Source organism: Candidatus Gracilibacteria bacterium (assembly GCA_010119145.1).
Taxonomy (GTDB): domain Bacteria; phylum Patescibacteriota; class Gracilibacteria; order BD1-5; family UBA6164; genus JAACSU01.
On sequence record JAACSU010000007.1, the window covers coordinates 725277 to 739812 of the forward strand.

At 32.9% G+C, this 14536-nt stretch carries 14 protein-coding genes and 1 tRNA gene; 12 read left to right on the forward strand and 3 right to left on the reverse strand.

From position 1 onward, the window contains the following. Window positions 1-178: 178 nt before the first annotated feature. The 8 genes from GW846_03985 (at window position 179) to GW846_04020 (ending at window position 6239) form a co-directional block, all read left to right on the forward strand. Window positions 179-1381: a serine/threonine-protein phosphatase gene (locus GW846_03985; protein NDK09914.1), complete on the forward strand. Its 1203-nt coding sequence runs from the start codon at window positions 179-181 to the stop codon at window positions 1379-1381. Between the two features lie 115 nt (window positions 1382-1496). Further along, window positions 1497-3368, forward strand: a complete 1872-nt coding sequence (locus GW846_03990; GenBank protein ID NDK09915.1) for a DUF87 domain-containing protein — start codon at window positions 1497-1499, stop codon at window positions 3366-3368. A 106-nt stretch (window positions 3369-3474) separates the two neighbouring features. Then, window positions 3475-4215, forward strand: coding sequence for a hypothetical protein (locus GW846_03995; GenBank protein NDK09916.1), 741 nt, complete (start codon window positions 3475-3477; stop codon window positions 4213-4215). 194 nt (window positions 4216-4409) lie between these two features. Then, window positions 4410-4880: a 50S ribosomal protein L11 gene (gene rplK, locus GW846_04000; GenBank protein ID NDK09917.1), complete on the forward strand. Its 471-nt coding sequence runs from the start codon at window positions 4410-4412 to the stop codon at window positions 4878-4880. 66 nt (window positions 4881-4946) lie between these two features. Continuing rightward, window positions 4947-5195: a TM2 domain-containing protein gene (locus GW846_04005; GenBank protein ID NDK09918.1), complete on the forward strand. Its 249-nt coding sequence runs from the start codon at window positions 4947-4949 to the stop codon at window positions 5193-5195. Window positions 5196-5216: 21 nt separating this feature from the next. After that, window positions 5217-5291, forward strand: a tRNA-Glu gene (locus GW846_04010). Between the two features lie 101 nt (window positions 5292-5392). Beyond that, entirely contained in the window at window positions 5393-5722 is a 330-nt protein-coding gene (locus tag GW846_04015; GenBank protein ID NDK09919.1) for a hypothetical protein, read from the forward strand. 133 nt (window positions 5723-5855) lie between these two features. Further along, complete coding sequence (locus GW846_04020; GenBank protein ID NDK09920.1) at window positions 5856-6239, forward strand: response regulator; 384 nt, start codon at window positions 5856-5858, stop codon at window positions 6237-6239. Window positions 6240-6242: 3 nt separating this feature from the next. Here GW846_04020 and GW846_04025 read toward each other — a convergent pair whose 3' ends face one another. Beyond that, window positions 6243-7214 carry a PAS domain-containing protein gene (locus GW846_04025; protein NDK09921.1) on the reverse strand — a complete coding sequence of 324 codons (972 nt, stop codon included), beginning with the start codon at window positions 7212-7214 and terminating at the stop codon, window positions 6243-6245. A 482-nt stretch (window positions 7215-7696) separates the two neighbouring features. Next, a complete protein-coding gene (locus GW846_04030) occupies window positions 7697-8836 on the reverse strand; it encodes a histidine kinase (GenBank protein NDK09922.1) in 1140 nt (379 codons plus the stop codon). A gap of 242 nt (window positions 8837-9078) precedes the next feature. Here GW846_04030 and GW846_04035 point away from each other — a divergent pair, with 242 nt between their 5' ends. Together GW846_04035 and GW846_04040 are read left to right on the forward strand one after the other, a co-directional pair. Then, entirely contained in the window at window positions 9079-9606 is a 528-nt protein-coding gene (locus GW846_04035) for a sigma-70 family RNA polymerase sigma factor (GenBank protein ID NDK09923.1), read from the forward strand. Then, window positions 9599-10618, forward strand: coding sequence for a hypothetical protein (locus GW846_04040; GenBank protein NDK09924.1), 1020 nt, complete (start codon window positions 9599-9601; stop codon window positions 10616-10618). The genes GW846_04035 and GW846_04040 overlap by 8 nt, the downstream gene beginning before the upstream one ends. A gap of 55 nt (window positions 10619-10673) precedes the next feature. On the opposite strand, the gene GW846_04045 is transcribed toward GW846_04040, so the two are convergent. Next, entirely contained in the window at window positions 10674-11924 is a 1251-nt protein-coding gene (locus tag GW846_04045) for a DEAD/DEAH box helicase (protein NDK09925.1), read from the reverse strand. A gap of 201 nt (window positions 11925-12125) precedes the next feature. Between GW846_04045 and GW846_04050 the strand changes: the two genes are divergently transcribed. Both GW846_04050 and GW846_04055 read left to right on the forward strand, forming a co-directional pair. Further along, window positions 12126-13577: a prepilin-type N-terminal cleavage/methylation domain-containing protein gene (locus GW846_04050; protein NDK09926.1), complete on the forward strand. Its 1452-nt coding sequence runs from the start codon at window positions 12126-12128 to the stop codon at window positions 13575-13577. Between the two features lies 1 nt (window position 13578). Further along, a partial coding sequence (locus GW846_04055; GenBank protein NDK09927.1) for a hypothetical protein occupies window positions 13579-14536 on the forward strand: 958 nt, incomplete at its 3' end.

The window sequence follows — 14536 nt, forward strand, 5'->3', positions numbered from 1 at the left end:
CCATAATTACAGGAATTTCATTAATTTATACTCTTGTAGTACCCTTAAATTATATTTTGATTTTTTTATGAATCAACGCTCGTTTCAGAAGTCGTGTTGAAAACAAAAAAGTAAGCCTGTTTTTTGCAATAAAATTAATTACGTGCTAGTATTTAATTAGTAGATTTTAAATATATATATGAAACTTCTCCGTTATCTCATAAGTATGTTTCTTTTTCTTGTTTTAGGAATAGGAATATTTGTGAGCTACATCATTGCCTGAGATATTGTAAATATGAGTTTTTTCTCATTTTTTAATATTTTTCTCATTGTACTTATTCAGTTTCTCATCATTAGAGGGGTGTTTTATCTCTTTTATGATAAACCAATCCTGGTACTCGAATATACTATTAAAAAGTTTCTCGTAGGGTCACTGAGGGACGAAGAAATAAGTTTTAAAAAAACAATTAACCCCCATCTTAACTATGTTTTATTCTTTTTTAGAAAGACGCTCAGTACACTAAAAAACATAAAATCAGAGTTTATTCACGGAAAGGAAATAAAATCTGAGGTCGATTTTGCAGCAGAAATACAAGAAAAACTGTTTCATAAAACTATTCCAGTTGTTCCACATCTAGAAATTGTCGCGAGATCAAAACCTGCAGCAGAAATAGGTTGAGATAGTTTTGATATCATTCCACAGTGAGATAACTATTATATATACGTAGGAGACGCGACGGGTCATGGGGTTGGAGCGTGATTTATTATGATGATGGTGAACGCACTCGTGTCTGGTTTTTCAATAGTAAGTCATAAATGAAACCAAATTCTTGCTCTTACAAATGATATCATTAAACCTCGAGTAAAGGCTAATCTCCTCATGAGTATGCTCCTGATTCGTTGGAACGCTGAAGAAAAAAGACTCTATATGACTGGAGCCTGACATGAGTATCTGATGATTTATAAAAATAAAAGTAACAAGTGTTTTAAAATAAAATCAGGATGAGTGGCACTTGGTATGACAAAAAATATACATAAACTCCTCAAAGAACGAGAAATATCCTTTGAAGAAAATGATATAATTATCCTCTACAGTGATGGAATCACTGAAGCGATTAACCAAAGCAAAAGAGATGGAAATGAAACAATGTTTGGAGAAGATAGACTTATAGAAGCAATAGAAAAAGCACCAGAAATAGGAACAATGAGACTCAAAACCGCACGAAGTGTATTCAAGAATATATCTATATCTCTTTCACAATTTATGTGATACAAACATCTTCAACTGGATGATATAACTCTCGTGACTATTCAGTATGTTTCAGACCGTTATAAAAAAGATGAGGATTGCAGTGAAATGATGTCAGACGAATTAATTACAGATTGGCAATGGAATAAGTAATACTTGCTTTTTCATATAAAAAAATAATTGTAAAGCATATATCGATTGCACTTCTTTACAAACGAGGGCTCTGGAGTACTATACTTTCTAATTTTTCACCCTCTAATCATCATTTGTGAATCGACAAGAAAAACTTATTGAACTCGTTTGAAAGAGATACACCTGAGATGTTACAGGTTTTTTACCATCTTGAAAAGACGAGTGAACTCCCAAAGACTCAAAAGACTGAAAAAAAATCTCCAACTCTGAAGAAAATAAAAATATACTCGCTGCTGAAAAAGAGTACAAAGAAGCTCTTGCCTACGTAAAAGATGCTATTTCACCAGCCTTTCTCAAAGTGTATCAAGATAAGATCAGAATAAATAACACCTTTGCAAAGACATTTTTTGTCTATTCATATCCAAATTTTTTAGAGTGAAACTGGCTTTCACCGGTTATAAACTGGGATGTGAAGTTTGATATGAGTTTATACGTCTATCCAATTGAATCAGCCTTTGTACAAAAATATCTCCGTAAACGACTCACTCAACTCCATTCTGAACGAAGTATCAATGCAGAGAAATGACTCATCAATGATCCAGGGCTTGAAGCTCAGATTCAAGACGTCGAAGAATTACGAGCTAAACTCACTCGTGGTATGGAAAAATACTTTCATATGGGTCTCTATATTACGGTGTACTCAGATACGGAAGAATCACTCAACAGAATTGGGAAAGATATAGAAACTATTCTCGCTGGTCGAAATGTCCTTCAGAAACAAAGTTTTCTGCGAGCAGAACAATGATTTATTTCTACAGGTCCATTTGCAAAGGATGATTTAGGAGTGTATAGAAATATCTCAACATGAGGACTCTCAACTACCTTCCCTTTTTCAAGTTCTACGCTCTCTCATGACGACTGAATACTCTATTGAGTGAATACTCATAATAATTCCCTCATACTCTACGATCGATTTAAATCAGAAAATGCAAATATGGTTGTATTTGCAAAATCTGGATCTGGGAAATCATTTACCGTGAAACTTGAAATACTCAGAATGCTCATGATGTGAATCGATGTCATAGTAATAGATCCTGAAAATGAGTATAGACCATTGGTGGATACCGTGTGAGGAAGTTATCTCGATGTGAGTCTTAACTCAAATGAGAGAATCAATCCCTTTGATTTACCACTTGGGATGAAAGATCATGAAGAAAAACCATGAGATCTTCTTAGATCATCAGTTATAAACTTGCTTGGTCTCATGAATCTCCTGCTTGGAAAAATGACCCCAGACGAAGAATCACTTATGGAAAAATGACTCATCACCACATACTCTCTTAAGTGAATTACCATTGAAGATGATAATATAGAGTGAAAAGAAGTGCCAATTATGCAAGACCTCAAAGACGTCCTAGAAACGATGGATGGTGCAAATTCTCTCGTAACCAGAATGGAGAAATATACGAGTGGAATATTTGCCTGAATATTTTCAAAACGAACCAATATAGACCTCAAAGAGTGACTCCAAGTATTTTCTGTTCGAGATCTCGACGATATACTTCGACCAACGACTATGTATGTAATCCTGAACCATATTTGGAATAAAGTACGTAGTTCAAACAAAAAACGTATCATGGTTATTGATGAAGCTTGGAATATTATGCAACACGAGGACTCTGCTAAGTTCTTGTTTGGACTTGTAAAACGAGCACGTAAATATAATCTCTGAATCACTACTATCACTCAAGATGTGGAGGATTTTGCAGCAAGTAGCTACGGAAAACCTATTATCTCTAACTCATCTATTCAACTCTTACTCAAACAATCAAGTGCTTCTATAGACGCACTACAAAACATATTTAAACTCACAGAACAAGAAAAATATATACTCCTTAACTCTGCTGTCGGACAAGGACTCTTTTTTGCTGGAGCAGAACATGTTTGAATCCAAGTCCTTGCTTCATTTTATGAGGAGCAAATTGTATCAACCAATCCAAATAGATAAGTTCTCAAATAAAGTTTTGAATGTTGATTGTTTAAACTTATAAATACTACAGACCTCATACATATTTTATGTATGTTATTATGTATATTTATTAAATTGTAATGCTATGTGGTATTCTCGATATATTCTCCTCGTGTCAGGAATTTTTTCTGTGCTCATCTCATCTCTTGTGAGTGCTATTCCTTTAGGATTTTATAATCAATGAGAAGTATCTGCCTTGTACCCAACATTTATCACTCCCGCAGCTTTTACTTTTTCAATTTGGGGACTTATATATCTCACGTGGATAGCATATTGAATATACGAAGCTTTTTTTGCAAAGACGAGTTTAGATTCAAAAAATGCCTACTTACTTGCATCAGCTCAAATCATTTCTTCATTTTGGCTGATCCCTTCTCAATATCTCTATATAGCTACGAGTTTGATTGTGATGTATGTTGTGTTGTATATCCTCAGTCTCAATTTTGTACTCTCTCGAAATGAAAACAAATATTTTAAATATATGCTCGATTTATTCTTAGGATGGATAATTGTAGCCTCCCTCGCGAACACTCATCTGTTCCTTGTAGCTAAAGATATGTATTTCAGTCCACTTGTACTCACGGTCTTGTCGCTTGTAGGTGGAACATTTGTTGTACTCTATCTCTATAAAAAGTATCTCAGTGTCATACCAAGTTTCGTTCTCATATGGGCACTCTTTGGTATAATATTTTCTGATAAACCCGCTGTTATTGATCAAGTATCTGCTCTGTGTATTCTCACCATTGTTTGAGTCCTTGTCGTTTCAAATGAAAAGTTACTGAACAGAATCATGAGAAAATCAAACTTAGAAAATCCTCAGAAATAATTTGCATTTTAACTGTAAATTTATACAATCAACCCGCTTCTCAAATCCTCTATCTTGTCATAGATACAGGTAGAAATACATATATTTGGGGGAAATGATATATACCCGTCAATCCGTCGTTTAAAAATATATATATTTTTCATTCAGATATGAGCTCATAAGAGCTCGATTACTTATAAATAAATAGAAATATTATGGCTAAAAAAGAAGTGAAAGGATATATAAAGTTACAAATCAAGTGAGGACAAGCTAATCCAGCTCCTCCAGTAGGACCTGCCCTTGGTCAATACGGGGTACCTATTCAAGAATTTACATCTCAATTCAACGAACGAACAAAAGATAAAATGGGAGTAAAACTTCCTGTTGTCATCACTGTTTTCGAAGATAGAACATTTACATTCGTCGTTAAACAACCACCTGCAAGTACTCTTATTAAAGGAAAACTTAATCTTAAATCAGGATCTAAACTTCCACAAAAAGAAAAAGTTGGTCACCTAAAATTTGATGATTTAAAATCATTGGCAGAAGAAAAAATGCCTGATCTTAATGCTTGGGATACTGCTGGAGCAATGAAAACTCTTATGGGTACAGCTCGAGCTACTGGTGTTACAACAGATATCGATGATATGACTCTCGAAGAACTCAGAAAAAAACTTGCTGCATAAGCTCATTTAAAATCAAGAGCTCAAACTCTTGATTTTTTTTCTCTTTATATCTCTTACAATATTGATATGGAAAAAACAGTAAATATAAACTGGGTCATAAGTATGATACTCTGGTTTTTCTTCGGTATGTTTGGAGTTCATAGATATTTCAATTGAAAAATCGTATCTGGAATTATCATGTTAATTACATTTGGTTGACTTTGAATATGGTGGCTCATTGATGGAATCGTCCTAGTATTAGGGAAATTCACAGATGCTGAAAATAAGTATGTTAAGATATATAAATCAGAATCTCCTACTTCAGTACAATTGTAAAGAAGGAAACTTCTTTCTTATGTTCTCATCGTCTAATGGTTAGGATGCGGCCTTCTCAAGGCTGAGATCGGAGTTCAATTCTCCGTGGGAATACCAAAAATTACATAATAAAAATAAAGCCCTATTGAAAGGGCTTTATTTTGTATATAGCGAAATCAGAGTTATAGTTCTATTAATATAATTTTCATAAATACCCTTTGAATAAAGAATTAGAAACAGAAGTTCAAGACTTTGAAACGATGAAAAAACTTTTATTATTATTATGACTCAAAATAAAAGCTTACCAAGAAATATATAGAGAAACATGGAAAACTCATGACTCTATATACTTTATGTTAGATGAATGGCCTGGTCTCAAAACATTTATAGAAATAGAATGAGCTGATAATGTACTTGTACATAAGTACTCTGAAAAACTAGGATTTAATCTAAGTGAGTGAATCTTTTGAGCAGTTTATCAATTATATTTTCTAGAACTTTGAATTGAACCCAAAATAATTAATTCTACTCCAGAAATTACTTTTTAAAATCCACCATCATTTATTTCTCAGGAATACTAAACTTGAAAATCACCAGTGAATAATTCAGCAAATTTTGATTTCCTCAAAGATTATGATATTATTGTTACATAATTTATGAGTTACATAATAATTCCTTCATATGAGTAATAGAACCGTTTTAATTATCGAGGATAATGAGGATATACAAGAAATATACAAGATACATTTTGAATCACAGTGATTTACAGTTATTTCTACACTCAATGGCTTAGACGGGATTATAAAAACCCTTGAAATATCTCCAGATATCATATTACTCGATATTATGATGCCGCAAATGGATGGATTTGAAGTCCTAGAAACTATAAAAAATCACTCATCTATTAACACACCCATTATAGTGTGTAGCAATCTTTCACAAGAATCAGATAAACACAAAACCTTTGAATTATGAGCACATTTATTCTTGGTGAAATCTGACTATACTGGGGCACAAGTAGTACAAAAAGTAATTTCATTTTTAGAAAAAAATAAGAGCTCATAGCTCTTATTTTTTGAAAGGAATATCAAAATAAAAAATACTTCCAGGATGATCAAGACACGGTTTCATATCTATTTTTCCATTCATTCATTCAATAATAGTTTTACAAATAGAGAGGCCTAATCCTGTCCCTTTTTGAGTTTTTTGTAAATAATTATCAACTTGTGAGAATTTTTTAAAGAGCTTATTTTTATTTTCTTCAGCAATACCTAATCACGTATCAGTAACACTGACTCTTAATATAGTATCTCACTCAAGTATTTCTGTTGAAATCATTATACTTCCTTGCTCAGTAAATTTACACGCATTTCCTACAAGATTATTGAGGACTTGTTTGATTTTTTGTCGATCAAGATAAACTTCTAGCTCTTGGCTTGAATAAGAAATACTAAGTCCTTTTGATTCACACATTCTTCTAAAAAATGAATATACTTCATCTATGAGGTCATGGAGAGAAAAAGATTCATACTCAAATGTAATTTTTCCTGACTCTAGTTTTCCTATATCCAACATATCATTTACTATATTAATGAGGTTATTAATATTAGATTCTATCCTGAGAAGATATTTTTTTTGTTGCTCTGTAATTTCACCAAATGACCCAGAAAGTAATAATTCATTATACCCATTAATAATTGTCATAGGGGTTCGAAGCTCATGAGAAGCAATGGAAAGAAACTCATCTTTCATGGCATCTACTTCTTTTTCTTTAGTAATATCTCGCTCAATCACTAAAAAAAATACTATAATATTTTGTGAATTAAATATTGGAGTAAATGATACTTCTGAAATAAACTGCGAACCATTTTTTCTTGTGGTGACCAATTCCTCTTGAATACCAAGTCCTTGTGTTTCTAAAGATTCATAAATATTTTCAATTTTGTCTCTTTTTTCATCTCTTCGAATGGTATCTCAAAGATTTTTACCCAGTACTTCCTCAACATCAAATCAGGTAGCTTCAAGGAATGAAGTATTCAAAATACAACTTTTTTTTCAAGATTAATAATTGAAATATAATCCGATGCATTCTCTACAGCTAGTTGAAATTTTTGTAATTCTATATTGAGTTTTTTGGTATCTTTTTCTTGTTGTATAATTTTTTCTATATTTTTTTTGTCTCTTCGAATGAGTTTTACAAGATAGGAAGTGAGTTCTGATATTTCAATATGTTTTTTCTTTTTAAAAGAAGATCAAGCATCAAGATTTGAGATAGACTCCAGCAAATCTTGAATAATAGTTTCATTTTGGAGTGCATTAATTTGAAGTTTTTCATTTTTTTCTTGCATCTCAGAGGAACTAATATCTAGTGATCGCTCCATGAGAATTCTATCATTTTCAAATGATCGATATGCGTCAGATATGGCTCAAAAAAACACGTCCATTTTACTCAGTTCTTCTGGACTAAATTCCGATAAATATTTTCATATTTGTCTCTCAAGTAAGGTTTTTAACATACAATATTATAGTTCTCAGAATAAAGTAAGTGTCATTGTTTGATTATGCAACTGGCAATCGAGAATGTCATGCTCAGAGGGTCACACTTCTCAATAGGAATAGAATCAACCTATAGCTACTGAGTTTCCGATGATATTACGAATAACTTCTATCTCTTCTTCACTTCTTTGTCAGAGCACAAGCTTTCTCCCGACACAACTTACTAGAAGAGCAAAAGATGAGTGTTTCATTCAAGTGATTCCTGTATCTGCTGCCTGAGCCGCTCACCCTATAATTCTATTAAAATTCCCTTTCATCAGTTGTGCGGTGTATCCTTGTGGTACATTTCAGGCAAAAGTAATACTTTTATCATCCTCATTGATAGAGAGCAAGGTTCGTACCACACTAGTATCAGATCATGGTTCATAAATATTAAGAGGAAAGAGTAAACCAGAACTTGGAAGGTCTTTTGCCTGATCTCATAAATACGTTTTATATAAATCTAACACAGGTTTTTCATCGAGCTCATAGACAATATTATCCTGAGATTTTGTGACTAGTCTTTTTTGTCCAAAACTATCCCAGCCTCCAACTGATCATTTACCAACCTGAAAATATTCTCCATAAAAACCAATAACTATTATCATTTTCTTTGAATTTGGTACTCTATTATGTGCAACAAAAGTTTCTTTGAAGTCTGCAGAATCACCAGCAAGTCATCCTGTTAACCCGATTGATGTTCACAGTATTTCTTTCATTCCTTGAATAAGAGAGGATCCATTTACCTGAAGTCCATCAGAAAAAACAATAACATGTCGAAGCTTGTCTCCTAGAAGTGACTGAGCAAGTTCTTGTCACTTACTATAACTCTCAGACATAGCATCTATTTCGGTTTCATGAACTACTATCTGAGTTTTTTCAAAATACAGTGCATTGACACACACGCTTTCATCTCGCACAAATTCCTTATATATTTCCCCAGATGTTGAGACTGTAATGATATGTGCCTGTGGGTATTTCGCTCTCACAAAATCATATATATCAGCATTACAAACCAGTGATGGAGCACTAAACACGAGTACTAATTGGCATTTATCTCGTGGAAAGCCAGTATCAGGACTCATATCCCAAGCTGCATCATGATATGATATTTGTTCTGTAAGCATGAATTTTTTTTTAAAAAACTAAAATATTGACTCGTTATGGTCTTCCAGTAAAATTCTTTTTATCTCTCTGATACTAACATATTTAAAATAAAATATCTAAAAATAAGTATGTATTATTAGAGTATTTGTGTTTATCTATATTTTGTTTTTACAGAGTGAGAAACTCTAAAATAGTTCTTTTTTGTAATAAAAATCACTCTACCACGTCATATTTGTAATAATATCTCCTCTCATCCGTCCTAATGAATAGAAACCATAATGAAATTATAAAAGAGCTCTATGAAAGTACTATTGATGGTCTCTATAGATTTGCGTATTTTAAACTCCAATCTCAAGAAGAGGAAATATTAGATTTAATTCAAGAGTCATTTTATAAACTCTCTCTCGAACTCAAAGCATGAAAAAAAATAGATAATATGAATGCATATATCTATAAAGTACTATGAAATAAAATTATAGATTACTACCGAAAACAAAAGTCTGTGTCACTAGATGAACATATAGATGTACACGGAGATACCTTTGAAGGAGGAAGTAATATAGAAGATATTACCCACGCAAAACTCGAAGTCGAAAAAGTATATAGAATACTTGCGTGACTCGATGGCTTTGAAAAAGATATATTTTTACTGAGATATGTTGAAGAGCTGAGTCCAAAAGAAATCTCTAAAATATATGATATCCCAGTAAATACGCTCACTGTGAGACTTCACAGAATAAAAGAAAAAGTAAGTTCACATCTTATTGATCCAAACGAAACCAATGAATAAAAATTTCCCACATATAAAAAAAGTTGTTCATTTAACTTCTGATAAAAAGGCTCTACTATGGCAAAATATATCAGAAAAAATAAATAACTCGAATAAAAATGTAATAACTTCTCCCCTCACACGTCATATAAATTGAGAACAAAAAAATGCTTCTCGATTTATATATGATAACAAGAAGACTATGATAGTTACAATTATTACATGAATATCACTTATTTTTGCATGAGGTGCATCATTTGCTGCTAATAGCTCACTTCCCGGTGATATACTCTATCCTATTAAAATACATGTAAATGAAAATGTAGAAAGTGCCTTCACTGTTTGAGCAGAAAATGAAGCAGAACTACAAGTTGAAAGAATCGAAGAACGAATTCAAGAAAGAAATCGATTGGCTGCAAAAGGAAAACTAAGTGCTATTATTGATTCAAAAATTAAGAACGATGTTTCACTCTATAACTCACAATACGAAGTTGAAAAATCTCATATGACTGACGGAGCAAGAAAAAAAACAAGTGCAAAATTTGATATAAAATTAAAGCAACTCATACAATCTCTTGAAATAAACTCCAATTGAGAACTTAATAGCGACGTTGAATCATCTGTTAATACGACTGGTTCAAATACTTCTGTAAACATGACTGGTTCAATTGATGCTATTACTAATCGAGAATCTATAGAAACTTCTGTTCAAGAAAATATTAATTCAAATATTAAATCAAACATTAATTCTACTATTGATACATGAGTAGAACTAGAATGAAATATAAAATCAGAACTTAATTGAAACTTAGAAACTCAGATCAACTGAATCTTAGATTCAACCATAAACACTTGAATTGAGTGAGTATCTAAAAGCTCTACTGAAGCAAATACTAATACTGAAGTGAAGACTGATACTGAAGTGAAGTCTAATACATCTACTCAAACAAATGCGAGTATTTGAGAAAATATAAATGGAAGTGTTAATATTGATACTCAGACTCAACTTAAAAACTGACTATCTATACAGTAAAAATTAGAAATATAAAAAAACTCATCATATTGATGAGTTTTTTTTGTGTGTGTGATTATCTTCTCCCTCTTCAAAAATTTCTTGGATTTTCTTTTCTATACGCTTGTTTTTTCGCTTCTTTTTCTGCGTTTATTTTTTTCTTTTCAGCATTTGAAATTGGTCCTTTGATTTCTACATGATAAGGATGTTTTTCCATTCGACGTATTTTTTGACCCGTAAGTTTTTCTATGTCCATAAGGTACTCAAACTCTTCTCTATCACAGAAACTGAGTGCTACTCCATCTTTTCCAGCTCTTCCAGTTCGACCAATTCTATGAACATATGTTTCTGGTTCATTTGGCAGCTCATAATTTATCACAAACATCAGTTCATCGATATCTATTCCTCGAGCAGCTATATCTGTTGCAACGAGCACTCGGATTTTTTCAGATTTAAAATTTTCTAAGGCTCTTTGTCTATTATTTTGAGATTTATTTCCATGAATAGCAGCAGCTGAAATTCCAGCAGCATCTAAATCTTTTACGACTCTATCTGCCCCATGTTTCGTTCTCGTGAATATAAGAACCGAAGTCATTTTCTCATTTTTAAGTATTTCTTGAAGCAAGAGTTTTTTATCTGACTTTTTTACGAAAAATACTCCTTGAGATACTTTTTCAGCTGTTGATGAAACAGGTGTTACTTCTACCTTTATTGGATTATGTAGGATTCAATCTGCGAGATGTACAATCTCTTTTGGCATCGTTGCTGAGAACAAAAGTGTTTGTTTTTTTGCAGGAAGAGCTGCGATAACTTTGCGTACATCGTTTATAAATCACATATTGAGCATTCTATCTGCTTCATCAAGTGTAAATATTTCAATATGTCTGAGATCTATGTACCCTTGTTGCATAAGATCAAGGAGTCGACCTGGAGTCGCGACCAATATATCTACTCATGATTTCAACTTCGCTACTTGAGAGCCTTGTTTTACTCATCCAAAAATAACTGCATGTTTCAAATTAAGATTTTGACCATACTCAACGATGTTTTCCTCGATTTGAATAGCCAGTTCTCGTGTTGGAGTCAAAATAAGTGACTTAATAGTTCTCCCTCTATTTTCAAGTCTCCCTTCTGTGGCAAGAAGCTGAAGAGTTGGGATGGCAAAAGCTGCGGTCTTACCGGTTCAGGTCTGTGCAGCTCCCATAAAGTCTTTTCCAGCAAGGATAGATGGAATAGCTTTTTCTTGGATAGGAGTCGGAGTTTCATATCCTTGTTTTGCGAGTGCTTGTAGTATTTTTGGGTGGATTCCCAGTTCTGAAAATAACATATGTTTCAACTATAATATAATTGCCACAGTATAGGCAAAAATGTAAATAATACGAATATAAAAAATAAGTGCTCATAGACTAAAAATATGAGTAAAACAGTCTTATATTACAAAAAAATACATTAAAAATGTCAGTATTTTGTGATTGATATATATATATATATATGGTATATTTAAAGATATTATCCTTGAATAAATCCTGTGCTTCTTAAACAAACAAAAGCATTTACCTTAGTTGAGCTTATCGTAGTGATTACGATACTTGCTATTTTATGAACGCTTGGATTTATAAGTTATGGTTCATTTCTGAAATGAGCACGAAACTCAAATAGGCTCTCTGATATGAAGATTATTGAAAAAGCTATGTGACTGTATATCACAACAGAAGCTATCTACCCACTACCTGATAATCCTATTCCCATTAATTATTCTTGAAGTCTTGCGTGGACTCAAGGAGTTATAGGAACTGGAGTACTCAACCAAATTAATAGAATTTCAAGTGTTCCAGTAGATCCACTCGTAGGAGCGCAATATAGTCTCTCGGTTCTCAACACTCGACGTAGTTATTCTGCAGCGTCTATAAAAGAAGAATGACTCTTCGCGTGAAATAATCCGATTATTGCAGAGTCATATGCTCTTTCATCTCAAGGTTTCCGCTCACTGGTTATAGGAAATTATTTATCCTACGATGTTTCACTCATCTCAGAAAATAATTGTTCCGTCATAACAGCTCCAAGTATTCTTCTCAGTGATATACCAGCAGGTGGAAATATAATTGATGGAGACTCTTACAATTATACCTTTTTTAATTCTTATAATATTCCTCAATCATATAGTGGGCTAGTCGATGAAACTGCATCGACTGAATCATTTCAGATGGTCGAAATACTCGATGTTTGTACTATAAGTAGCATAAACCAACTCAAACTCTACCTTGCAAAACTCGCAACCAACTATCAACCATTTGCAACAAAAGATAAATTTTCTGCTCTCGTATTTATGTCTAATACTCGAGAATTTCAACTCACAGCAGCCAAACTCCTTCAAGAAAATGGTATTAAAATTGAATCAAGTGTCCTAAATGAAATCATCTCTCCGACTCCTTTTGAAGTATTTATAGATACATTTTCTGATGTATCTGGGAGTGAGATTATAGGATGACATACAACAGATGATGGAGTGGGTGCTTGGATCGGACAAAATGCTGTCGCCTGAGATTATACCATCGAAAATAATAAACTCAGAAAAAATACGTCAGCAATCTCTGTAATCAGTCCTGACCCTTTTCCACTCGTGACTACTCCAAATTACACTATGTCATTTGAAGTAGATAACTTTTGAGCGTGAATGATATCTGCTTATCTTCGCTATACAGACCTAGATAATCACTATAAACTCGAAGTAACACAGAGTGGCTATGTAGTAAAACGAAGAGTTTGAGGGGTAGATTCTATCTTTTCAAACATTAACGACCCAATTAGTAATGGAAGTACCCTCAATTTCTGAGTTCAAGATGATACTATAACATTTTGAGTAAATGGAATTGAAAAAGAAAATATTGTCGCTGGCTGATTAAATACGCAGTGATTCCCTGCTCTTTATTTGCAAAATATTGGATCAGAGATAGATAATTATTCACTTACCTATAGATAATATGAGCGAATTTTTAGATTTTATTATTAATACTTGGTACGCTCTCACAAATTTTTTGCGTGATATGTGGTATCGTATTTTAGATAACATCGTCATATCTAGTATCGTCTTTGTTTGATTGGTATGAGTCACCTATGGTTCATATGTTTTTATTGCACCTAAAATTCAAGCTTCCTTAACAGATACAACTCTCACTCAACAATGAGAGAGTGCTGAAACAAGTGATACAAACACTCCAGATTGAATAGATTCACCAGAAGATATATGAGTAAGTTACGATGAAAACTGAGAAATTATTCCTCAGCTAGATTCACCAGAAATGGAAATACTCAAAGACATTAAACAAAAACAAGATGCCTGAGAAGTGCTCACAAAAACAGAACAAAACATACTAGATATAGTAGAAAAAAAATGAATTATCATCTCGCCCACATCTCCAAACACTCCTAAATCCCCAACAAATTCAGGCACACCCAGTAGTTGACCTGACACAAATACACCCAAAACTACAGAAACAACTCAAACTCCCAATACTATAGAAACAAATGATAGTACGGTGATTCCTGAACTCGTTATAGACACAGAATTACAAATACTCCTAGATACCTATAATCAGGAATTAATGATTCAAAATATACAAGAAATACCTGCAACTCAACTTGATCAAAATATAGCAACAAATGTTATAAATCCTACAAACCCTATCACTCCAACTCAAAATATTCCTGCAAGTACAAATCCTAATCCAAATAGTATCCCAACTGATAATAGTAATACATCTACAGCAGTAATATGAAATACAAGTTGAAATACTCCTGTTTCTTCTCCTTGAAATACCTGAAGTTCTACGACTGGAAATACCGTGGGAGCTAGCGGAAATACTGGAACAAGTTCTGGTACAACTACGGGAAGTACTCCAACAAATACATCCGGAACAACATCCTGAGCAAGTAGTGGAA